We start from the raw sequence: 21,936 nt of genomic DNA on the forward strand, positions 1-21,936 counted from the left end.
TGCAGGGCCTCGGTGCGGATGAGCGTCCACGAGAAGTGCCCGCCGACCGTCACGACTGCAGCCCGTGCCCCTTCCCCGTATTCCTCGTACAGGTAGGGCAGTTGACGGGCGACGAACGCGCGGGCCTCGGTGTCGGCGCGCTGCTGGAAGCCGACGATGGCGGCCTGGAACTGTGCAAGCCGGTCGGCGACTGTCCGGGAGCGGGCATCGCCGCCGATCGCGGCGAGCACGGCGGCCTGCTGGTCCGGCCAAGCGCTGCCGGGCGTCCTCCAGCACCGCGGCAACGCACGCAGCCACAGTCTCGGCGTCGCCGGGCGTCAGCGGCAGCAACTCGTACGCCGCTACCGCCACCGGTTGTGGCGGCGCCAACGGGCAGAGTGCAGCGGGGCGATGACGACGGTCTCCCCGCCGTTCGGGTCGACGGGGCCGGTCAAGCCCTCCACGGAGGCGATCTGCCGTTCCAGGCCGGTGAGGTTGTTGGACTGGTCGAGGGTGGCCACACCGTTGACGGTCAGCTGCAGGGGCTCGGAAAGCAGCTTGGCCCTCCGCTCGTTGAGCACTTCCAGGGCCACGGCCCTGGCCGAACCGAGCCGGGCGTAGCGGGTCTGCAGGTCGGTCTGGTCGGTGTCGGGGCCGAGCTGCGCCAGGAGCCAGGCGAGGACGGCGGGATCCACGGGCGGTGTCCTTCCGGATGGCGGCGCGGCCCGGCAGCCCCGCCACGCAGGGGTGTCGGGCCGCGCCGGTCTCGGTTACTGCTCGTCGGCCGGCTTGCGGGTCCGGGACCGCGTGGGCTTTGCCTCCGGATCGGGCTCCGGGGTGGGTGCGGGGTCGGGTTCGGTGCTGCCGTCGCCGGCGGCCTCCCCGCTCTCGCTCGCGTCGTCGTCCTCGTCCGGTTCCCAGGCATCCGGGTGCGTGATGACCTCGGCCAGGTCCTCGTCAGGCTCATCGCCGGGCTGCAGGATCAACTGCTCGTTGGTCTTCGGGTGCCGCACGTGCACCCCTGCCGCCAGTCGCCGCCCCATGTCACAGCACCTTCGCAGTGATGTGGCAGTCCGGGGCGTACAACACGGGCATGGCCACGGCCGCGCCCTTGGTCCAGATCTGCACCGGGTCGTCCTGGCCGCCCCGGGTGATGATCAGGCCGGGGGCGTCCTCGCGGGTGATCTGCGGGTTGCTTCCCCGCGACAGGAGCAGCGACTCGGCTGTGGTGCCGTACAGCGTCTGCCCCCACTTCGCCCGGTCCGGCGGCAGCATCACCCACCGGTCGTCCGGCAGACACTTGGTGGAGGTGCCGTCCACGCGGACCTGCGCCCGGTACAGGATGATCGGCGGCAGGCCGTAGTTGTCGCGGACCACCTTGATCTGCTGCGGCGTCAGGGATGCGGTGGGGGTCGTCGACGGGTTCACCGACCCGTAGTAGGCGGCCCGGTAGGCGTTGTTGCCCGCCAGGTAGGAGTAGACGCGCCGTGAGGTGACGACCAGCACGGGCATGGGCGCGCTGATGGAGTCGAGGTAGGAGATCCAGCCGAGCTCGTCCCCGATGGCGTCGGCGGTCGGGTCCGACCAGAGCTTCGGCGCGGTCGGCATGTTCGCGGCCGGGACGCCGAAGTCGACGTCGAGGGTGAGCCCGTTCTCCGACGACAGGGAGAACTTGGCGTCCGTGAGGACGTCGCCGGCGGCGAGCTCCAGTCGGGAGTTGACGGCCTCGACGTGCCGCTCCACGTCGTCGTACAGCAGCTGCTCCAGACGGGACGCGTCAGCACCGCGGGCCGCCTCCTGCGGCAGCAGCTCGACCTCGCCGACCATCAGCTTCTCGCCCAGGGCAGGCAGCATGCCCTGGGTCGACGTCTGCCACGCCTGCCGGTCCGCGAACGGCACCGAGGCGTCGAAGCTGCGGTACTTCGCGGCGTTGACGTAGCGGCCGGTGTTCTTGATCCGCCACATCACGTCCTGCACCGACACCTTGGCGAACACGGTCTGGGTGAGCAGGAAGTCGGCCGGGGAGGGGATGTAGCGGGCGAACGTCGTCAGGTCCGCCGTGGTGACGTCCTTGATCAGGCCCTGACAGTCATCGACAGGGCTCCCTTACACGAACCGGATCTGGCAGACGGAGGACGGGGTCACGGCGGCGACGGCGACCGGCAGCTTCGCGGTCCTCACCGAGCCGTGCCACAGCAGCGCGGCCGGGACCTTGGTCTGCGCCGGCGCGAACAGCACCTCTGCGAAAACGAACCCGGCGAGGGCCTGCGGCCGTCGGTAGCACCTGTGGAGTAGAGCCCGTACAGGCCGCTCGCGGTGATCTTCCCGAGGGGGAGGCCGGACAGGAGCCGTGAGTAGGGGATGTCCGTGTCGGTGGACGGGGTGTAGTGCGTGCCGGATGTGAAGGTGGACATGTTGAGGGTGACGGAGTCGACCGAGTCGGTGCCGTGCAGGCTGGCGAGCCAGGACCGGTCGGCCGTCAGGTTCTGGGTGGTGGTGACCGGCTAAACGGTCATGAGTCCTCCCGTAGGCGACGAAGCGGGTGATCCTCCGCTCACCGGCTGGTGGCGTCGTCCACGGAAAGAGAGCGGGGCGTGGTCCCCGCGCATCCGGCCTATCCCGCCGGTGGGAGGTTCAGCTGCTGGTCACAAACCCGCGTTGGCGGGCCATGTCGGCCCCGGCCTGACCGGGCCTGGGCACGTTGGGCGCCGCGCGGCGGCGGCCCGCCGGCGGGCGAACCCCCAGGGGCTACGGGCGGTGCCTGGGCGGTGGTGCCGAACAACTCGGGGCGGCGGTCCTTGAGGGCCTGGGCGGCCTCGGCGACGGCGTCCTCGTCGGCGTCGTCGACGACGAGGAGCCGTTCCGCGTCGGCGAGGTCGTCACCGGTGCACCGAGTCCGACGAGGACGGCGCGGCGTGCCGCGGCGCGCTCACGCGTCAGGGCCTGCGCCTCGCGCTGCGTCGCGGCGGCCGTGGCCTCGGCGGCAGCCTGCTCACGCCGCTCCAGTTCGGACATGGCGGCCGTCTGGGCGTCGCGCTGCTGCTTTATGAACGTGGTCAGGTCCTCGGCCTTGGTGAAGCCCAGCTGCTCGACGAGCCGCCGGACTGCGGCGCGTTCGCCCTGCTGCTTCTCGCGGGCCAGCAGCCGGTTCAGCGCTTCCTGGTCCAGCGTCGGCGCAAGCCCGGCAGGATCCTGGTTCAGGGTGGGGGGCAGCTGCTGGTTGGACGGATCGGTGGGGTCCGCGCCAAGGATGGGGAAGACGGGGGCACCGTCGCGCCGGTAGCCGACGGGCGTACGGGGGTCGGGCAGTTGCCTGTCCATGGGGATCGAGTCCTCCAGCGGTAGCGCCCCCGCGCCGTCGATCAGTGTAGCCACAGCCCTGCGCGCGGCGACGGATCTGCGCGCGGACGGTCAGCAGGAGCCGGGGAACGGCCTCGCCGGTGACCCCGGTAGACCCGGGCAGCCGCAGCGACTTGGCCGAGAACAAGCTGGTCAGCGCCCATCCTGCGCAAGCTGACCTGGCTGACCCGGTTGAACGAGCGGCACCGTAGGGACCGGGTCGGCTTCAAGCAGGCCCAGGTATTCGCGCACCGCCTTGTTGTCGCCGGTCGCATCCGCGAGGCGGGAGGCCTGGTCGAAGGCCCGCTTCTGGATGCGTTCGATCTCCTCGGTGACATCGTCGACGGGATACCCGGCTTCCTTCAGCATGCGGACCGCGGTCTCCAGGGAGAACACACCGGCCTCGTAGCCCGCCGTGACGTCGTTGAGGGCGGTGGTGCGGTCGGTGGGGGTGTGCGCGCCCCACACCAAGCGGGCGGGCAGCGACTCGCCGGCGGGCCACTCCTGCCCGGCCTGGTGCAGCCGCTGCACCAGGCGCAGCATCAGCTGGTACTTGTGGTCGCGGGCCAGACGCATCGCGCCGACCAGGGAGTCGAGCGGGTCGAGGGCGAGCTGGAGTGCGTAGCCGGACGGTACTTTGGCCACGTCGAGGGTGCCGAGTCCGGCCGTCGTCAGGCGGGTGTTGGAGGCCAGCCGGTCGAGCAAGTGGTCGACGCGGCTGCGGAGTTCGACGAGCTGCGCGGAGGGGTCCAGGGTGTCCATGCGGCCGTTGTCGGCCAGCTGCCACACCGTTCCGGCCCTCCACGCGCACCGGGAGCGGCTGGCCGGTGGAGCGGTCGATGGGCAGCCGCGCCCCGGCAAGAGCGACGATCGGCGTGCCTGTGGTCGATGACGCGGACGCGCTGTCGGTGTCGGTGGCCTGCAGCTCGTCCAGCAGCTGCAGCACGGTCGCCAGCGTGAACTTGCCCCAGTGCTCGCCGGCGTCGGGGACCGAGTTCGCGATGTGCACGACCGGGATGAAGTCCACCATGAGGCCCAGCCGGTCGAGGACCTGGCCGTCGGAGCGCACCCGGCAGGCGGCCTTGTCGGCGGGCAGGCTGAACACGTCGTGTGCGGAGCCGAGGTCTTCCAGCAGCCATTCGCCGTCCGTCAGGCAGCACGTCGTCGACGACGGCCTGCCCGGCGCCCACGGGTAGGTACGGGTCACCGTGCCCGTGCACGGGTCGAGGGTGTCGCCGACGGTCAGCACCGGCTCGCCGTCCGCGCCGGCCGCCTGCTCACGGACCGCACTGCCGTCGCTGGTCCGGCCGGACGCGGTGGCGGGCCCGATCGGACCGAGCCCGTAGGTGATGCGCCGCACGCGGTCCTTGAGGCCGCGCACCGGATCGGCAGGCAGCTCCCACGCGAAGTGCACCCGCTGCGGATACTCCTGGGCGTCCTGCTCACCCTCGTCCCACTCGGGGAAGTACCAGCCGGGGTCGTAGGTGCGCAGCAGCACACGCCGCTTGGACGGTTCCCACGCCAGCGTGTAGACGCCGTCACCGCTGCGCACCGCGCACCGCTCGGCCTGCTGCACACGCAGCGGCAGCAGCTCCTCGTCCGCCCACGAACGCAGCCTGTCCTGCAGGTCGGCCGCCGCTTTGACCTCGGAGCCGGGCTCCTCGCCGGCCTGGTCGGGATGCTCGGCCCCGGGCACCACGATGGTCTGCTCCGCACCCAGCAGATAGCTGAGGGTGGTGTCGACCGGCTTGGACGGATCGCCCAACTCACGGCGCTCCACGCCGTGGTGGTCGTCACCGGTGACGGAGGCGAGCTGCCCGGCCTGGTTGGAGTCGTAGGCGGCCAAGAACTTGTAGGCAGCCAGACGACGCAGGTCCTCGGCAGGCACCCACGAAGTATTCAGCCCGGGGAACGCATGGTGGCCCGGCCGACTCGGGTGGGGTGGGCCATCGTCTGCTTGTAGTTGAGCCACGGCCAGGCGTCGATGAGCAGTTCACGCAGATGCCTCACAGGTGCCCCTCCAGGCGACCAGGCCCCGCGCCCACAGCCAGCTTAGGCGGCCTTGATCCACCGATGGGGCGGAAGTGCCAGAGTCTGCGGAACACGGTCTTCAAGGCCTGCGCGGACCATCCCCGCAGGCGCGGGGAGCAGAAGCCAGCACCGCCGTTCCCCGGCGTCGACAAGGGACCATCCCTGCGGGTGCGGGGAGCAGGCGCTCGTCGGCCGCGACCGTGCGAGCGGCGTGGGACCATCCCCGCGGGCGCGGGGAGCAGTGCTGGCCGTAACGCCGGTTGTCGGTGGCCCGGGGACCATCCCCGCAGGTGCGGGGAGCAGCTTGCGACGTCGGCAGCGATCGCAGAGGAGCGTGGGACCATCCCCGCGGGTGCGGGGAGCAGCGGTTGTAGACCTGGTAGCCGGTCAGTTTCGGGGGACCATCCCTGCGGGTGCGGGGATGCAGAGCATGCCGTCGCGCAGCTCCGTGAGCTGGCCGGGATCATCCCTGCGGGTGCGGGGAGCAGGTGGCCGGCACCCGGTCAGCGTGGTAGACCGTGGGACCATCCCCGCGGGTGCGGGGAACAGACGAGCTCCTCGTCGAGCAGCCATTCGGTCTGGGGACCATCCCCGCTGGCGGGCGGGGAGCAGCCATACGTCTTGTCTTTCAGGCCGCCTTGCATGGGATCATCCATGCAAGTGCCGGAGGCACACCTCGGAACTCACCGACAGTATCGTCTCAGGCGCTGCAGGTACACACTAACAATTCATCCGAATGCTGCTGACGGCGTAGAAGGAGCCGTGGAGCGGTCGGTGGCTAAGAGGCCGGAACCAGGCCGTCAGAACGCGCAGTCGCACTAGTCTCGTTATCTGCACTGACCGGCATGCTGGCGGGGGAAGCACGAACGTGACGCGCATTGTTGGGGTACATGGCATTCGGCAGTCCATGACGTCGAAAGCACGGCTGACGGACGACTGGTCCGGGGCGCTCAATGGTGGTCTTGGCGAGTTGGATTTGCCGCACCTGCCTGGCGACGCGCTGGAACTGCCGCACTGGACTGGGCTGTTGGCACGCGGAGCGAACCATCTCGGTCCAGAGGAGGATCGCTTCGATGCCGCGGTGCCCTTGAGCGAGGGGGAAGCCGACTTCGTAGCCGCGGCGCTCGAGGAAGTCGTCCGTCAGGAAGACCTGGAGCGTATCCAGCAGTTGGAGCTGCAGACGCTCGGTCTGCCGCAGCTTTGGCCTCAGCGTCTGACGCGCCTGGTGATGGCGTACGACCTGCGCTTTCCCAGAGGCGGGGGCAAGCTCCTTGTGAGCGCGATGCGTGAGGTGCGGTTCTACCTGTATCAGCCCGACCTCGCCGCTCGGGTTCGGGCCTTGGTTGCGGAGGCCTTCGGTGCGAGCACGTCCGTCGTCATCGGGCATTCACTGGGAAGCGTGATCGCTTACGACTTGCTTCGCCGGGGCGAGATCGCACTGGACCGAACGGCTGCCGTGCGCACGCTAGTGACGTGCGGATCCCCGTTGACCATTCCCTCGGTGCGGCGTGGGCTGAATATCGCCGACGGGGAGCCTTTGAAGCTGCCCGGTGGCATCGCGTGGGTCAATGTCTTCGACCCCGGGGACTTCATCACCGGAGGTGGGGGGCTCAGCACTCTCTCGCCAGATGTCACTGATGCGGAAGTCGACAACGGCATCGGCGACCCGCACAGCGCGCTCCGCTACCTGCGAGCCAGTCCGGTCGCGCGCGTGATTGCGGACAGCTGCCGGTGAACCAGAGTACGGCTCCGAAGACGAAGCGACGAACGCTGATTGAGATTGCTGTATCGGAGTACGACACCGGCGACGCGTCCGGGGACGTTGTCTTCAAGAAGGGCATCGACGCACAGGTCACCGCCGTGAGGGGGTGGTGGGCCAATGAGGATCTCGGCACGGAGCGCAGCTTCACCGTTGCTGCGCCGGAGCGACTCCACGATGTCTACGATCTCCGCGCATTCCTGGATGAGAGGAGGCCGGAGAACGCTGCCCACAACGAGGCCCTTGTCATCTACGTCACCGGCCACGGAGTCGGCCGGCCGTCGGGCGAGCATTTCCTGCTCCTGCCGAAGTCTCGCGAGCACCGTCTTCCGGCGACGGCGTTTCCGACCGCCGACCTGATCACAAGGGTGCTGGATTCCGATGCCGACCATGTCCTGGTCATGGTTGATTCTTGCTTCTCCGGTGTCCTGGACGGGGAGTTGCTGAGGCGCTTCCAAGCACTGAACCACACACGGCGGCATCTGAACTCCCTCGTTGTCATCTCGTCTGCGAACGAGACAGGGACCCCGCATCCGGAACAGTTCACGCGCTTTCTCGACGCCGTTGTCACCCACTTCAAGGATCGAGAGTCAGGGTTCGCCCGTTCTCACCTGAGCTTTGGGGAACTCTTCACGGCGATGACGGGCTTGTACGAGGCGGGAGTCGCGCCCGAAGTCCAGTTCCTCTGGCCGAGACATTCGCTGCCGGGGCGCAAGGACCACGAGCAGCCCAGTCCCTGCCTCCCTAACCCCGGCTACGAGCCTCAGCCTGACCTCGACGCGTACTGGCTGTCCCGAGCCTCCGGGCGACCTTCTCACGATGCCCTCGGCTGGTACTTCACCGGCCGGACCAGTCACGTACGGCGCATGACCGAGTTCCTTGAGGGAGGGAGCGGCACTCTCGTCGTCACGGGGGAAGCGGGCTCGGGCAAGTCGGCACTGCTCGCTCGGGTCGTCACACTCAGCGCCCCGACGTTCCGGTCCGACGAAAGGTACCGGTCTCTCATCGAGGCGATACCGCCCGATCTCCTCGTGCCGGAGGGAGTCGTCGACGCTGCGGTGCTCGCCCGGAACACGGACGTTGATGAGTTGGCCGTGGCACTGTACACCGCGCTTACGGACAAACCGCTCGCCGGTGGCAGAGCGTTCACCCCACTCGATCAGCTTCTGGACCACGTGCTGGCCACCGTCCGCCAGGAGGGCCGGCCTCTGACGATCGTCATCGACGGCATCGACGAGGCGCGGCACCCCCGTTGGATCGTCACCAACCTCATCCGTCGGCTGGCCGACCAGTGGATGGACGACGGACAGCCCGCCGTCCGGATGCTGCTGGGCATCCGCAGTGCGCAGGCAGGCACAGTTGGCCGACTCCGTCCGTCACAGGACCGGGCATCGGATCTGCTCGACCTGCTGGTCCGTTCCACGGACGCGGACGAGCCCCTGCGGACGGACACCGGCACCGCGGGGGACCTCGAGGCGTACGCGCGCACGCTGCTCAGGACCCTGTTCGATGGTTCCGACTCCTCAGAACGTCCGGATCCCCACAGGCTGGACGAGGTCGCTGCCGCGCTGGCCGAGGTGGTGGCACCCTCGTTCCTCGACACCCGACTTGCCGTCGAGGCGCTTCATACCCGGGGGCGGCTGCCTGATCCGGACGATCCGGAGTGGCGGCGCACCTTGCGGCAGGGGACGCAAGAGCTTCTGCGGCAGGACATTGCGGCGATACGGCGCAACACAGGTCTGGCGGCCGAGCATGTCGTGCACGTCCTGCGGGCCACGGCACTTGCGCAGGGCGCCGGCCTTCCGTGGGCCGAAGTGTGGCCGTGCGCGGTGGCGGCACTGGCAGGAGGTGACATCACCGCTCCTGACACGGTGATCCGGGGCGTACGGGAGACCGGGCTCAACGGTTACCTGGCGACCGGAGTGGAGGACGACAGGTACGTCTACCGGCCGATTCACGAGCGCATCAGCGAGGTGCTGAGGGAGAACTCGCAACTCCTTCTCGGCGCCGAAGCGGCACCCAGCGCATCTGAGGCGGCGGCGGGCGTGAGGGAGGCCCATCGGCAACTGGCCGACGCCTTCAGTGACCTGCACAAGACGGAGGACGTGCCGCCGCACCCGTACCTGCGCCGCCACCTGATCCAGCACGCAGCAGCCGGAGGTGTGCTGAACGACCGGGTCATCAAAGGGAATTTCCTGCCCTACGAGACAAGCGGGAACGTGCGGGGCACTCTCGGACTTCTCTCGGAGCACGCCGAGGACAGGACGCGCCTGTCCGCGTGGAGCCGGATCGAACCCTTCCTTGCCGACGCGCCGCCCCTCGCGCGTGCGGAAAGCCTGCGCTTCGCCCTGTGGGAGTCGGAGACTGTCGCTCCTTCGAGCACCCGCGGCACGGGCAGCCCGACCGTCGAGCATCTCGTGCCGAGGTGGAAGGACCTCACGGTGCCGGGCAACGTCTTGGCGCGAGAAGACGCGGACGTCTGCTCCCTGGTGTCCTTCGCCCTGCGGGACGGGACCTCGCTGATCGCGGTGGGCGTCGCCGACGGCACCGTTCGGGTGTGGGATCCGTCCACCGTGACTCCGGTCGGCCCGCCGATTCCGGGGCACGGCCCCTTCGCGAGGACACTGGCTGTCGTGCTCCGTCCGCAGGGAGACCCCCTGTTGGCAGTCGGCTGCGACAGCGGTGCGTGGACGTGCGATCCGCTGAGCGGCCAGCACGTACGACTGCCTGTCACCGCGTCCGTTCACGACATGGTGTCCTTCAACGACGGGGAGGGGATGGTTCGGCTGGCCATCGGTACGTCCGACGGTCTTGTCCTGTGCGATCCGCTCACCGGGACCGTTCTCGCCGTCGGCGCGGCGGACGCCTACGCCCCGGTGGGTCCGGTGAATGTGCTCGCCGCCTTGAGCCTGCCCGGCGACCGCGCACTCCTGGCCGTTCCCAGAGCGGACTCCGTCGACATCCTCGACGGCGCATCCCTCGAACCGGTGTGCACTGTGCCGGTCCCGGAAGAGCGAATCTCCGCGCTTGCCTTGCTCAACACGCGGAACGGCAGTCCCATGCTGGCCGTGGCCTCGCGGGCCTCGAAAACGGTCAGATTCTGGGACGCCCTGACAGGTACTGAACGCCGGCACTGCACGATCAGGCAGTCCGCGGCCGTGCTGACGCCGTACCCCCAGCCGGACGCGGATACCCTGCTCGCGCTTGGCGCCGACGACGGCGCCGTACAGCTGCGGGATCCCGAAACCGGCGAGGAGGTCTGCCGGTTTCCCGCCGACCACACAAGTGCCGTAACGGGGCTCGCCGTTGTGCGCGGCCTCGGCGGGGTCTCCGTGCTTGTCTCCGGCTCGCTCGATCGGACCGTCCGTGTCTGGAATCCCGAGGTGTGGCCCCGCCGCACGGTGTCGTCCTCCCGGTCTGTCGATGGAACGCTGTTCGCGGTGTTGCCGGGGAGCTCCGGTCCTGACGAGCTGGTCTCGGTTGGCCCCGACCGGAACCTCGTCGTGAGGTCGGCCGATTCGGGCGAGGTCACGGCCTCGATCGCCTTTCCCCAGGCAGGGGTTGACGGCCCGGTGACGGCCCTCGCCACGCACACGGCGGCGGACGGTTCCGCGATGGTCTTCGTCGGGCTGCCGGACAAGACGGTCGGCTGCTGGAGTGGCGACTGGCAGTTGATGAAGGCCTGGACCTCGGAAGAGGACCATGCGACCGCGTTCACCGCCTTCGCCGACGGTGCACGAACCGTCCTGGCCGTGGGGACGAGCCGCGGGGCGGTCGCGTACTGCGACCCGGCGACCGGCGAGGTGCTGGGGTGGCTCCATGGCGGCGGCGACATCGGCCGACCTGTCCGCGCGCTGGCTTACCTGCCCCTGCCATCGGGCGGTGTTCTCGCCGTCGCCTCCGATCAGGGCGTACTGCTGTGTCGCCCGTTTCAGCCACCGCACGACGCTTGGCCGGGACTTATCGGCCCTGTGGAGTCTCTGGCCGTCTGTCCCGGGGACGAAGAGGACGAGTGGCTGCTGGCAGCCGGGGGATTCGACGGCAGCGTACGCCTGTGGGCTCCGGATGCTCCGGAGCAAGAGCCGTTCACGCTGCCGACCCGTCACGAGGGCCCCGTATCCGCCCTCGACGTCGTCCGGCCGTCCGGTTCCCGCCCTCTGATCGTGAGCGCGGGCCTCAAGGACACGACCATGCGGCTGTGGGATGCCCGCACAGGCGAAGAGGTTCTGCGGCTGGTCACCGCCACGTCCTTGACGTCCCTCGGTGTCCCGCCGCTCCACCGCGTCCCGGCCGCTGAGCAGCCCTTGATCGCCTTCGGCGGCTCAGCCGGGATCGCCGCAGTGACGCTGCGTCCGGAGCAGTCCCGGGAGTAGCCTGCAGGGCAGGGCGGACGTCGCTGGTCACCCGGTGCCAGGCCCACTACGATCGGCTCGCCGCCATCGGGCGGATTGTTCTGCTCCGCATCGCGGAGATGGCCCTTGTGGCGACTGAAGAGGCATCAGCCCCGCAGAGCGGGGATCGCGGCTGTCACCCGGTCACGCGCATCCGTGAGACCGCTTCCCGGGCGTGCAGCCGTGCTCGGTCGGACATCGCCTCCCGGGTGTCATGAGGCGACGCGAAGCCGCGAAGCGTGTCCCCGCGGGCAAGGCCGCTGCTCTGGGAGACCAGGCGGCCGAAGGCCGTCAGACGCAGGGGATCCGATGGCCGAATCAGGTGGGGAAGACTCCGTGCGTCGATGCCCACGTGGTGGGCGACGGCGTTCACCAACGCGGCCCGGACCGCATCCCAGGCGGGGCCGCCGGTCGCCCGATAGGCCTTGGCGACCGTGTCGGCGTGCAGGACGTCGGCGCCGTGCCGGTTGAGTGCGTAGGCGGCCACGTAGAGGCCGTGGTGGTCCTGATCGCGGCACCGCTCACCGTCGACGTACCCCTCGCAGTCGCAACCGGTCAGCCGCGGCAGCACCGCCGCCGTGATGTGCTCTGGATCCGCGTGACGAACCCGGGCCCCAACGGACGGCAGCGGAAGCCCTGCCCGCAGTGCCTGCTCCCGCCATGCCGTGCGCGCCTGGTCGAGTGCAGGGGAGGGCTGCTGCTCCTCCCCGAACGAAACCATGCACGTCGAGCTGGCGCGGCCGAGCCGGCTCACCCCTGCCAGAAACGCGGCCGCCACGCGGGCACTTTGCTCGTCCTCGGCCGCGAAACCGGCCGCGAGATCCGCCCGTTGCCGTGGGCTCAACGCCTGCGCCCACAGTTCGAGCATGACGGAACCAGCGGTGACCATTTCAGCGACGAGCGGATTCCATACGAGTCGGTCGGAGAGATCGATCGTCCCCCAACACCATCTGTACGCAGTGCTGTTGAGATCTTCCGGTTCGCTCATCTTGCCCTCATCCCCCGTGCTACGGTCCTGCCGCATCTCATCAGACAACTGTGGAGACTGAAGTAGAGGCATCAGATGCCAGTGTCCGAATTACATCCGCCTCCGGCGGAGGAGTCACGTCCCCGCTGGGATCCGCGACGACAAGCATGCGTCCCGGCACTGACAACCGCCGGGCAAAGTACCTCGGTCACCCTGGTCGATGCTCTGCGGCACGCGGACGAGTTGCTCGGCATCTCGGGAACGACCTCAGGTGAGACCGTCGCACTGCTGGAGTACCTCCTCGCTGTCTGCTACGCCTCCGGGACCTGCCCGGCGACGGTCGAGGACTGGCTGGACCAGGTGTACGGCAACAGCCCGCTGACCGACGCCGCCGACTGGCTGGACAGCCGCCCCGACGGGCACTGGAACCTCTTCCACCCCGTGGAGCCACTGGGGCAGAACGCTCTGCTCGCTCCCTACCTCGACGAGCACGGAGCGGGTCCCGCCCAGCTGGTGATCGAGCACGCCGGGGACTACAACCTGTTTTTCGACCATCACCACCTCGAACACCCGGTTCCGCTGCCCGCCGATGTCGCCTTCCGGGCGATGCTCACCCAGCACGTCTACGGACCGGGCGGCCGTGCCCGGATGTCCGGCAAGGACACCCTGGGCCCTACGATCACCAACCTGGCCGCTGGACGTCTCGGTGCACGCATTCGCGTGTTCGCGCTGGGCAAGACGCTCGGTGACACGCTGCGGCTCAACCTTGTGCCGAGCGATGGAGCCCCCGGCCGCTTCAACCGCACCTGGACGGTGGCTCCGCAGCCCCGCAGGGGATTTCTGGCCAAGCCGTCGGGGCGGCGGGTGGACGGGCCGGCGGACCTGCATACCGTTCTCGGACGCTCGATCCTGATGCGGCCGACCGTCACCGAGGACGGGCAGGCCGCCGTCGACCGTGTCCTGGTGGCGGCCGGTGAGCTGCTCGAACCGTTGGCCGCTCATCACCTGCAGGACGCGGTGTACACGACAGCGTCGGACGGTACGGTGAAGCCGCTGCGGCCCTCGGCCTCCCGGGCTCTGTGGCGCGAGGCGCATGCCCTGTACGCCGCGGTCGCGGACCGGGACCACGGACCCGACCTCTACGACCGCCTCGCCAGGCTCAGCGGCCGTCGGCTCACCCTCTGGACCGTCGGACTGATCGCCAAACAGACCACGGTCGTCACCTGGGTGTCGGACACGTTCCCCTTCGTGCCGGGCCGGGAGCGTGACCTGCGGTACGCGGCCGAGCGGGGTTCCCTCATCGCCGAGTACGTGGCCTCAAGCCTGTCCAGGGCTGCGTACGTCGCCTGGACCGTGACGTACCCCAACCCGAAACCGGCCGACAAGGACGACCAGATCGCGCGGTTCGACGCACGGCCGGAGCACTGGGCTCACACCGCGGAGCCCTTCCACATACTGCTGGACGACACGACGGCAGCCGAGAACGAGGACCAGGTCGACGAGGCGCTCGTCGAGTACGCGGCCGTGCTCGCGGAAGCCGCGGGGCGTTTCCTGCGCAATCGGCTCGACTCACTGCCCGCCAACTCACGCGGCTACCAGGCACAGGCACAGGCGGTCCGACGCCTGGAGAGCGACCTCACCGGGCCCAAGGCCCCTGACGAACTGAAGGGAGACCGAAAGTGATCGCCGACGCACCGGGCGCTGGAAAACGGAACGCACCCGCCGAAGAGACCGTCATGCGTGGGCCCACGCGCAGCGAACTGCTCACGCAGTGGCTCCTCGGCCTGGTAAACAGCCGCGACTACGGCAAACTTGCCGAACTGCGACGACCAACCATCAGCCAGAATGCCCACATCGAAGCGGGCTGGTTCGACCCGGGACGCCGCGAGGTGTTCGAGCAGGTGGCCTTCCTGTTCGCCATATACCACCGGGGAGCCGTCGAGCCGTCCCGAGGCTACGGGAGCCTCGGGTCCGCCGCCCGCCGGATCGGCACCAGCGTTGGGCGTGGCCCCGACGACGCCGGCGCCAGTCGGCTGATGGACCGCATCGTCGCCAGCCGCCGACCTCCCCTGAGACACCTTCAGCACGCCATCACCCGGCTGCGCTCGTGCGACCGGCCGCCGCCCTCCTGGTCGCAGCTCGCGGACGACCTCGCCCGCTGGACCGACCGTCAGGCCCGCGTCCGCTACCACTGGGCCGTCGACTTCCACGCGCCGCCACCGAGAACCACCGCCAGGAACAACAGGGCCACCACGACGACCACAACGAAGGGCACGCTGACGTGAGCACCCATGTTGCCCTGACCGGGCACCAGTTCCTCTCCCTCCACCTGCTGGAGACGCTCGCCGCTGTGCTCCCCGTCCGGGACGAGAACGGCGCCCCGAAGTCCATCGTCTACGGCGGCGTGGAGCGCCACATGATCACCAGTCAGGCGCGTCGCCGCGCCGAGCGCGTGTACTCGCGTGATCGGGCGAACGCCCAGAAGGGGCCGCTGGCCGGACACACCATGGGCGTCCGCACCCGTGAGTGGGCGTTGGAGACCGCTCGGGCTTTGGAATCCCGGCACGGCTGGACCGAGGAGCAGGCCCTGTCGACGGCGCGCGCGGTTCTGCAGGCCATCGGCCTCAAATTCGGCGACCCGGCGAAGCCCACGGTCGCCAACCTGACCAAGGTGCTGCTTTTCGCGCCGGCGGACGCGGGCGAGCGTATCGCCGACCACATCAACACCGAACAGGCGACGATCGGCGCGTGGGCAGAGCAGTACATCGCGCTGTCCGAGGCGGCAGCCGCCTCAGCGGCCGCAAAGAAGCTGAAGGGGCGGCGCAAGAGCAGCCCCCAGGAGGAGGACGCGAGCACGAACGAAGCGGACGCCGCCGACAGCGCCGATGCCAAGCTTCCCGCGCTGCCGAAGGCGAGCCGGAAGGCAGTTCTCACCGCGCTGGCACCCCGCGACGCGATCGACATCGCGCTCTACGGCCGCTTCCTCGCCGAGATCCCGGACTCGCCGAACGTCGACGGGGCGGTCCAGAGCAGCCACGCCTTCACCGTCCACGAGGCCGAGCACACGGACGACTTCTACGCCGCCGCCGACGACGCCAAACTCGCCCGCAAGAGCAACGCCCTCGACTTCCTCGACGCGGCCGACGATTCCGGAGCCGGCATGACCGGCTACCAGGCCCTCATCTCCGGCACCTTCTACCGCCACGCCGTCCTCGACCGCCGCAAACTGCGCCAGAACCTGCGCGCAGCGGGCATGTCCGAAGCGGACGCCGAGTCCGCCGCCGTCGCTGCCGAGGCGGAATTCGTCAGCTCCTTCGTCAACGCCTTCCCGGAAGCCAAGAAGAACTCGACCGCCTCGACCGGAGTGCTGCCCGCCCTCGTCCTCGCCTTCGACGGAGACCGCCCGTTCAACTACGCCGCCGCTTTCCAAAGGCCCATCGACGAGGTCGCTGACGGGGGCCCCGCCGGAGAACTCGCCGTACGCCGACTCCTCGCCCACCACGACTTCGTCTGCCGACGGCGCGACGACATCACGGCAGGCCGCGTCCTCACCTACGAACCCGCCATCCACGCCGTCCTCCAGGAGCTGAGCGTCAAGGACGTGGAGTCCGTCGAGGAGCTCACGGCGTGACCCAACACGTCCTGCTCATCAGGCTCGCCGCCCCGCTGCAGTCCTGGGGAACGGTCTCCCGGTTCTCCCGACGTGACACCCACAGCCGACCGACGAAGTCCGCGGTGATCGGTCTGTGCGCCGCCGCCCTCGGGCACGACCGGGCCGAGGAACTCGACGACGATCTCGCCGCAGCCCGCTTCGGCGTCCGCGCCGACCACCCCGGCACCCCGGTGCGCGACTACCACATCGTCGGGGCCGGCAGATACCCCGTCCGCCCGCGTGACATCATCACCGACCACCGCCTGGCGGCCGCGCTGGCCGCCGACATGGCGAACACCGACGGTACGGCGTTCGGTCACCACGAGCTCGCCGACTGGTACGGAGCGCCGAAATACGTCGTCACCCAGCCGGACTCGGGCGCTCTGGTCTCCAAGCAGCTCTCTCGGGGCGCGCTCGTCACCGAACGCTGGTATCTGGCCGATGCCGCGTTCGTGGCCGCGCTGCAGCACCCGGACCGGGCCTTCCTCGCAAGGGTCGCCGCGGCGCTGGAGAGCCCGAAACGCCTGCTGTGGCTGGGCCGCAAGTCGTGCCCACCCTCCGGAACGCTGGCCGGACCCGTGAGCAGCGGGACCATCGAAGACGCGTTCAAGTCCACCGCACTACTGCCCTCGCAGAGCGTCGGGCCACGGCCGTCACCCCGACCCTGGGCATGGGTCCAAACGGCACCGGGCACCCCAGCGGCAGCCCCCGTACAGGACCAGCCCGTCACCTTCGACGCGGACCGTCGCGCACACACCACGCGGTGGGAGACACGGACCCGGGTCACCATCGCCGAGAATGCCACCGAATGGGACGTCATCCCGTGACCAAGCCCCCCTCCGCCGCCCGTTTCGTTGCCACACACAGCGTTCTGACCATGGACGCCCGGCACCCGTACACCGCCAAGTCCCTCGTCGACGCCCAGGACATGCACCGCACCGTCATGAGCGGCTTCCGCGGCTGGGTCGCGGACGGTGACCCCGATGCCCGCGCCCAGATGGGGGTGCTGTCCACCTGGTCCGTCGACCTGAAGGCCGGCGCCCTCGTCCTGGTCGTGCAGTCCCGAGTCCCGGGAGACTGGGCGGGCATGCCCCGCGGCGCACTCACCGACAAACCCCACGTAATCACGGTCGACCGCACCTTCCGCACTGGCGACTCCCTGACCTTCCGCGCAGTCGTCAACCCCACGCACAGCCGCCTGTCCGGTCCGCCGGCTCCTGACCGCCCTCGCGGCCGACGAACCGCTCACACCCGCCCCGACCACGTGAAGAACTGGTTCGTACGCCGCCTCCAGCCCCCCGGCGAACCAAGCAAAGCACCCGACGGCCTCACCCGTATCGGCGCTACCGCCGAAGAAGAGTCCCTGGCCGTCCGGATGCTCCCCACGGTCACAAGTCCCGGTCCCCACAAGGGCCTGCGCATAGTCCGCGCGGAAATCCGGGGCACGCTCACGGTCACTGATCCTGCCGCCCTGGCCGACGCCATGACCCAGGGCATCGGGCATGCACGGGCGTACGGTTGCGGACTGCTGCTGACCCGGTGAGTGCCCGTGCCGGGATGGTCCCACCGCCAAGTGGCGCGTGAAATGGACCAACCGCTGCACCCCGCACCCGCGGGGATGATCCCCACGCTGCGCACTGTGTCGCCACGTACCAGGCCTGCTCCCCGCGCCCGCGGGGATGATCCCGGGTCCGGGAAGTCGGCGTCGCCCTGCTGCCGCTGTTCCCTGCGCCTGCGGGGATGATCCCAAGGCAGACGACTTCTTGGACGCGCTCAATGACTGCTCCCATTGCCCGTGGGGATGATCCCCTCCACAGGCAATGAACATGCGGCTGGATCCACTGTGCCCCGCGCCCGCGGGGATGATCCCCACTGGGGCGTCTGGGGCCTGACCTCCGAGGCCTGCTCCCCGCGCCCGCGGGGATGTTCCCAAGATCGTCTGAGGTGATGACGTGAACAAGAACTGCGTCCCGCGCCCGCGGGGATGGTCCCAACGGGTGCTGGTCGAACCTGTGTGACAACGGCTGCTCCCCTCCGTAGGGATGTCCCCCGCCCATACCGGAGTGCCACCGTGCCCTTTCTCTGCTCCCCGCGCCCGTGGGGATGACCCCGAGCCCTCCGCGCTGCTCGCCCACGAGGTCGGCTGCTCCCCGCGCCTGCGGGGATGGTCCCGGGTGCGGGGAGTCCTGCGGAGCGGAAGATGTCTGCTCCCCGCGCCTGCGGGGATGGTCCCGCCGCGCTGTACCGAATCGCGGCGCACGTACACTGCTCCCCGCGCCCGCGGGGATGATCCCCACGCCGGCCTGGGCGACCCGGACGTGCTGGCCTGCTCCCCGCGCCTGCGGGGATGATCCCCGTGGCCGCACCGCCCACCGTGCCGGTCCGACGCTGCTCCCCGCGCCCGCGGGGATGATCCCAGCGCCGCCTCCTGGACCAGCGGCTCGAGCAACTGCTCCCCGCGCCCGCGGGGATGATCCCCTGGCGGACCTCCCTCCCAAGCAGCACCGCCGCCTGCTCCCCGCGCCCGCGGGGATGATCCCCGCCGAGGTTGATGGTCGTCGTCTTGCCGCTGCTCCCCGCGCCCGCGGGGATGATCCCGCAGTACACCGACGACGGATACGGCTCGAACCCTGCTCCCCGCGCCCGCGGGGATAATCCCACCGCGGTCTGGCGCGACGGAACCGGCGCCGCCTGCTCCCCGCGCCCGCGGGAATGATCCCCTCGTCGGGCCGGTCTCCCCCGCCGTCCTCAACTGCTCCCCGTGCCCACGGGGATGGTCCCATGTTCGAGTTGGGCACGTACCGGAAGGTTCCCTGCTCCCCGCGCCCGCGGGGGATGATCCCGGCTGGGGGACGTCGACGTTGGGGACGGCCTGCTGCTCCCCGCGCCCGCGGGGATGATCCCGCCGAGGAAGGCATCGACTCCTCGCCCGAGACCTGCTCCCCGCGCCTGCGGGGATGATCCCCAGTACGAGAACAACGAGCCGACGCTCTCGGTCTGCTCCCCGCGCCCGCGGGGATGTTCCGTCCCGCCAAAGCGAGCTTGAGCGGAGGCTTTGATCTGCTCCGAGGTGAGCGCTGAAGGCGAGGTAGACCACAGCAGGATCATGCCGACGGCGACGGCAGCCATGCAGACGCCGGCCGCGGCGGCCGCTTTCCCCCTGATCGACATGGCCCGGAACGCCATCAGCCGAGGCCGATCGGGTGCCCCGGCTGGGCCGTTGGCTATATGGGGCCGTTTTCCGGGGGTTATCGGCGTCCGCCGAGGCGGTCGTCGTGGAGGTGTCCTGCGACGGCGGCGAGCTGGTCGGGGTCGGCGAGTTCCGTCAGGCCGTGGACCGCGGCGTCCATGCGGTCGGGGCTGTCCATGCCGACGACCCAGGTGACCATCTGGTCCCCCAGCGCTACGTGCGCCCCGACGTGGTGGACCAGGCCCTGCTCGTACAGCTGGGCGATCGGTTCGGCCCGCAGCCGCTTGCCCACCTTGGCGGTGACCTCGAGGACACAGGCATGAGAGCGAGATCGGTGGAGCCTTCGCCGCGCAGCTGCTCCCACGCCTTGGGCGAGGGCCTGCCGGGCCGTGTCTCCGCCGTAGTTCGACTCGACTACGATCGCGTCGGTTTTGAGGGCGAGCGCGGGGTAACAGGCTGCGTTTCCCCCATCGTTCGCGCCTATGCTTCCAAAGCGATCCTCAAGCACGTAGAGGTGCCCGTCGTAGCCGCGGGCGGCGCCGATAATGCCGGTCTCATCGCCGATGGCGAAGTCCCCGCCGGCTGGGTCGACGGCGACGATGACGCCGCCTCCGGCAACGGGCCGAGCGTCCTCGCGACAGCCTTCGGCCCGGCGAGGACAAACTGCCTGGGCAGCGGCCACTTCTGCCCCAGAACCCGGCTTCGGTGATCCAGGCCGCCGCATCCGGGGCCGCCGGGTGGGCCGGGTCGAAACCGAGGGCGGTGGCGTAGGCCGGGACGGTGGTGCGACTGGTGCCGCCCAGCAGAGCCGTCACCTTCACCCCGGCGGCGCGGGAGGCCAGGTCCCAGCAGGCCAGTTCGACGGCCGAGGCGGCCTGGCAGGCGTGCGGCCCGCTACGATGCCGCCCGGTCTCCTGCCCTGCCCCGGTGCCTTGGACGCGCTCGGCGCGGGCCAGAGCATACTCGGGGAAGCCGAGGTCGATCAGGAGATGCACCTCCTCGACCAGCACCGGGAGAGGCTCCCCGGTTCCGGGCCGGGCGCGGTGGAGCATCACCCATGCCAGGTCCTTGTATCCCAGCCGCCGCAGCAGTCCGGCACCCAGTACATGGGCCTGCACCCGTAGCCGGATTGTCTCCCCGCGCCCTGGCGGTGTAGCCGCGGTGACCGCGAGGTCGGCTGCGTCGATCAACTCGGGCAGCGCGAGGGCGAGACGGTGTTCGTCTCCTTCGGCCTCGGCCTGTGCAGCGTCTCGGACCCGTCCCGCCAATTCGTCGAGCAGAGGGCCGGCCGATGTCCCCCGGTCCGATTGCAGAACGCGGCGGCGCAGGTGAAACGCGACCGCCCGGACGGCCGCGTGCTCGGCTCCACGCGGCGGGTAGGGCTGCCCGGTCAGGTCCGAGACGTCCAAGTGCAGGGCTCCGGCCAGGGCGGCCAGTCGGCTGCGGCGGTCCATCCAGTCGCCGCCTGTCTCCAGGCCGGCGACATAGCCGAGCTCCAAGCCCGCCCGGGACGCCAAGTCCTCCCGGGAGAGTCCACGGCGAAGGCGCCAGACAGCCAGGCGCTCCCCGATCGGGCCGCCGCCAGTCGTCTCATCCCGCTCTAGCATCTCGCATACCTACTCGCCCCGGACCGTGTGCGCTGCAGAACAAGGCACCCGCCCCGCCGGCAGACAGGCGGATGCCCACGGCACGCCACATTAGTCACACTGCCGATCAGCTCTCGGAGCTCAGCGAGCGACGAAGCTGCAAAGTCGGAATCTTTCGGCCCCTTGAGGCCGGCCCGCGCTGCGAACGGTCGCCCCGTCGTGGATGTGGACACCCCTGACACATGGCCCGGGCCGCTGGCAGATCTCGGCCTCCGTGTCCCCCAGGCAAGACCAGGGGAAACGTAGGCCGGAAACGGACATCAGAACCGGAGCCTACGTGTGGGAACCCAAGAGGATTCCAACGAAGGTTCCAGCCAGGCGAAACGGTCCGAACGGGATCGTTGAATTACGCCCGGCACGGCGCGCGAGGATCAGGCCGACGCTGTACAGCGCACCGAACAGATATCCAGCGAAGGTACCGATCAGCAGGATCTTCCAGCCGTACCAGCCCAGAACGGCCCGAGCGCAGGGGCGAGTTTCACATCGCCGAAGCCGAAGCCCCTGGGGTTGATCAGGAACAACACGAGGTCACAGGTGCCGAGTGCAAGAGCGCCGAGCAGCGCAGTCCTCCAACTGCCGCCAGCAGCAGGCAGCAGGCAGCCCCTCCGAGCCCGACGAGCGCGGTCACCGCGAGCGGGAGAGTAGCCACGTCGGGCATCCGGTGCACCGCGAAGTCGATAGGGGCGAGCAGCACGGCGATCGGCGCGAGCAGTAGCCACACGAGCAGCTCGGGACGGTCGCCGTCGGCGGCGGCCAGGACGGCACAGGCCCCGGCCGTCACCAGGGCGATGGCAGGCGTGCTCGGCCCGAACGCATCCTTGTCGGCACAGCAGGCCCGTCCCAGCCAACCATCCGCGATTCCGGCGAGAGGGTGCCCTGCCGGGCACGCCGTTCGCCATGGTTCCTCCGGCGGCACGGAGAGCCGGTACGCGGCGCGCGGTATGAGCAAGCTCGTGCCGGTACCCCACAGGACAGCCATCGC

General features: G+C 69.8%; 16 protein-coding genes, 2 pseudogenes and 1 CRISPR repeat array. Of the genes and pseudogenes, 7 read left to right on the forward strand and 11 right to left on the reverse strand.

Annotated elements, in window-relative coordinates; translation table 11 throughout:
- The 7 genes and pseudogenes from ACWCPF_RS42855 to ACWCPF_RS42885 all read right to left on the reverse strand — a co-directional run.
- Positions 1-230 (reverse strand): annotated as a pseudogene (locus ACWCPF_RS42855) (hypothetical protein); the annotation flags it as partial.
- Between the two features lie 111 nt (positions 231-341).
- Positions 342-674, reverse strand: a complete 333-nt coding sequence (locus ACWCPF_RS42860; RefSeq protein ID WP_451050571.1) for a hypothetical protein — start codon at positions 672-674, stop codon at positions 342-344.
- A gap of 75 nt (positions 675-749) precedes the next feature.
- The gene (locus tag ACWCPF_RS42865) at positions 750-1,022 is read right to left on the reverse strand and encodes a hypothetical protein (RefSeq protein WP_451050572.1); all 273 of its coding nucleotides are present in this window, start codon (positions 1,020-1,022) and stop codon (positions 750-752) included.
- A 1-nt stretch (position 1,023) separates the two neighbouring features.
- On the reverse strand, positions 1,024-2,058 hold the full coding sequence (locus tag ACWCPF_RS42870) for a major capsid protein (protein ID WP_451050593.1): 1,035 nt from the start codon (positions 2,056-2,058) through the stop codon (positions 1,024-1,026).
- A gap of 27 nt (positions 2,059-2,085) precedes the next feature.
- Complete coding sequence (locus ACWCPF_RS42875) at positions 2,086-2,217, reverse strand: hypothetical protein (RefSeq protein WP_451050573.1); 132 nt, start codon at positions 2,215-2,217, stop codon at positions 2,086-2,088.
- A gap of 510 nt (positions 2,218-2,727) precedes the next feature.
- On the reverse strand, positions 2,728-3,354 hold the full coding sequence (locus ACWCPF_RS42880) for a hypothetical protein (RefSeq protein WP_451050574.1): 627 nt from the start codon (positions 3,352-3,354) through the stop codon (positions 2,728-2,730).
- Between the two features lie 117 nt (positions 3,355-3,471).
- Positions 3,472-4,107 (reverse strand): hypothetical protein, encoded by a 636-nt coding sequence (locus ACWCPF_RS42885; protein ID WP_451050575.1) that lies wholly within the window; start codon positions 4,105-4,107, stop codon positions 3,472-3,474.
- Between the two features lie 2,110 nt (positions 4,108-6,217).
- Between ACWCPF_RS42885 and ACWCPF_RS42890 the strand changes: the two genes are divergently transcribed.
- The gene (locus ACWCPF_RS42890) at positions 6,218-7,084 is read left to right on the forward strand and encodes a hypothetical protein (protein ID WP_451050576.1); all 867 of its coding nucleotides are present in this window, start codon (positions 6,218-6,220) and stop codon (positions 7,082-7,084) included.
- Entirely contained in the window at positions 7,081-11,481 is a 4,401-nt protein-coding gene (locus ACWCPF_RS42895; protein ID WP_451050577.1) for an AAA family ATPase, read from the forward strand. Before ACWCPF_RS42890 ends, ACWCPF_RS42895 begins: the two co-directional genes overlap by 4 nt.
- 154 nt (positions 11,482-11,635) lie before the next feature.
- Here the strand turns inward: ACWCPF_RS42895 and ACWCPF_RS42900 are convergent, their stop codons facing one another.
- The gene (locus tag ACWCPF_RS42900) at positions 11,636-12,535 is read right to left on the reverse strand and encodes an HD domain-containing protein (protein WP_451050578.1); all 900 of its coding nucleotides are present in this window, start codon (positions 12,533-12,535) and stop codon (positions 11,636-11,638) included.
- Between the two features lie 27 nt (positions 12,536-12,562).
- Between ACWCPF_RS42900 and ACWCPF_RS42905 the strand changes: the two genes are divergently transcribed.
- Genes ACWCPF_RS42905 through ACWCPF_RS42925 form a run of 5 tightly spaced genes read left to right on the forward strand, consistent with a single transcriptional unit; the run spans position 12,563 to position 17,661 of the window.
- On the forward strand, positions 12,563-14,149 hold the full coding sequence (locus ACWCPF_RS42905) for a type I-E CRISPR-associated protein Cse1/CasA (RefSeq protein WP_451050579.1): 1,587 nt from the start codon (positions 12,563-12,565) through the stop codon (positions 14,147-14,149).
- Between the two features lie 53 nt (positions 14,150-14,202).
- Positions 14,203-14,751, forward strand: coding sequence for a type I-E CRISPR-associated protein Cse2/CasB (gene casB, locus ACWCPF_RS42910; protein WP_451050580.1), 549 nt, complete (start codon positions 14,203-14,205; stop codon positions 14,749-14,751).
- Complete coding sequence (locus ACWCPF_RS42915) at positions 14,748-16,097, forward strand: type I-E CRISPR-associated protein Cas7/Cse4/CasC (RefSeq protein ID WP_451050581.1); 1,350 nt, start codon at positions 14,748-14,750, stop codon at positions 16,095-16,097. Before casB ends, ACWCPF_RS42915 begins: the two co-directional genes overlap by 4 nt.
- On the forward strand, positions 16,094-16,945 hold the full coding sequence (cas5e, locus tag ACWCPF_RS42920) for a type I-E CRISPR-associated protein Cas5/CasD (RefSeq protein WP_451050582.1): 852 nt from the start codon (positions 16,094-16,096) through the stop codon (positions 16,943-16,945). The genes ACWCPF_RS42915 and cas5e overlap by 4 nt, the downstream gene beginning before the upstream one ends.
- Positions 16,927-17,661 (forward strand): type I-E CRISPR-associated protein Cas6/Cse3/CasE, encoded by a 735-nt coding sequence (locus ACWCPF_RS42925; RefSeq protein ID WP_451050583.1) that lies wholly within the window; start codon positions 16,927-16,929, stop codon positions 17,659-17,661. The genes cas5e and ACWCPF_RS42925 overlap by 19 nt, the downstream gene beginning before the upstream one ends.
- Positions 17,662-18,200: 539 nt before the next feature.
- A CRISPR array of direct repeats spans positions 18,201-18,900; the repeat unit is 29 nt; unit sequence CTGCTCCCCGCGCCCGCGGGGATGATCCC.
- 466 nt (positions 18,901-19,366) lie between these two features.
- On the opposite strand, the gene ACWCPF_RS42930 is transcribed toward ACWCPF_RS42925, so the two are convergent.
- From ACWCPF_RS42930 to ACWCPF_RS42940, 3 genes and pseudogenes are all read right to left on the reverse strand, one after another.
- Positions 19,367-19,600 (reverse strand): hypothetical protein, encoded by a 234-nt coding sequence (locus ACWCPF_RS42930; RefSeq protein WP_451050584.1) that lies wholly within the window; start codon positions 19,598-19,600, stop codon positions 19,367-19,369.
- A 262-nt stretch (positions 19,601-19,862) separates the two neighbouring features.
- Entirely contained in the window at positions 19,863-20,825 is a 963-nt protein-coding gene (locus ACWCPF_RS42935; protein ID WP_451050585.1) for a helix-turn-helix domain-containing protein, read from the reverse strand.
- A gap of 402 nt (positions 20,826-21,227) precedes the next feature.
- Positions 21,228-21,933 (reverse strand): annotated as a pseudogene (locus ACWCPF_RS42940) (prepilin peptidase).
- Positions 21,934-21,936 lie beyond the last annotated feature (3 nt).

The organism is Streptomyces sp. NPDC001858 (genome assembly GCF_053594615.1).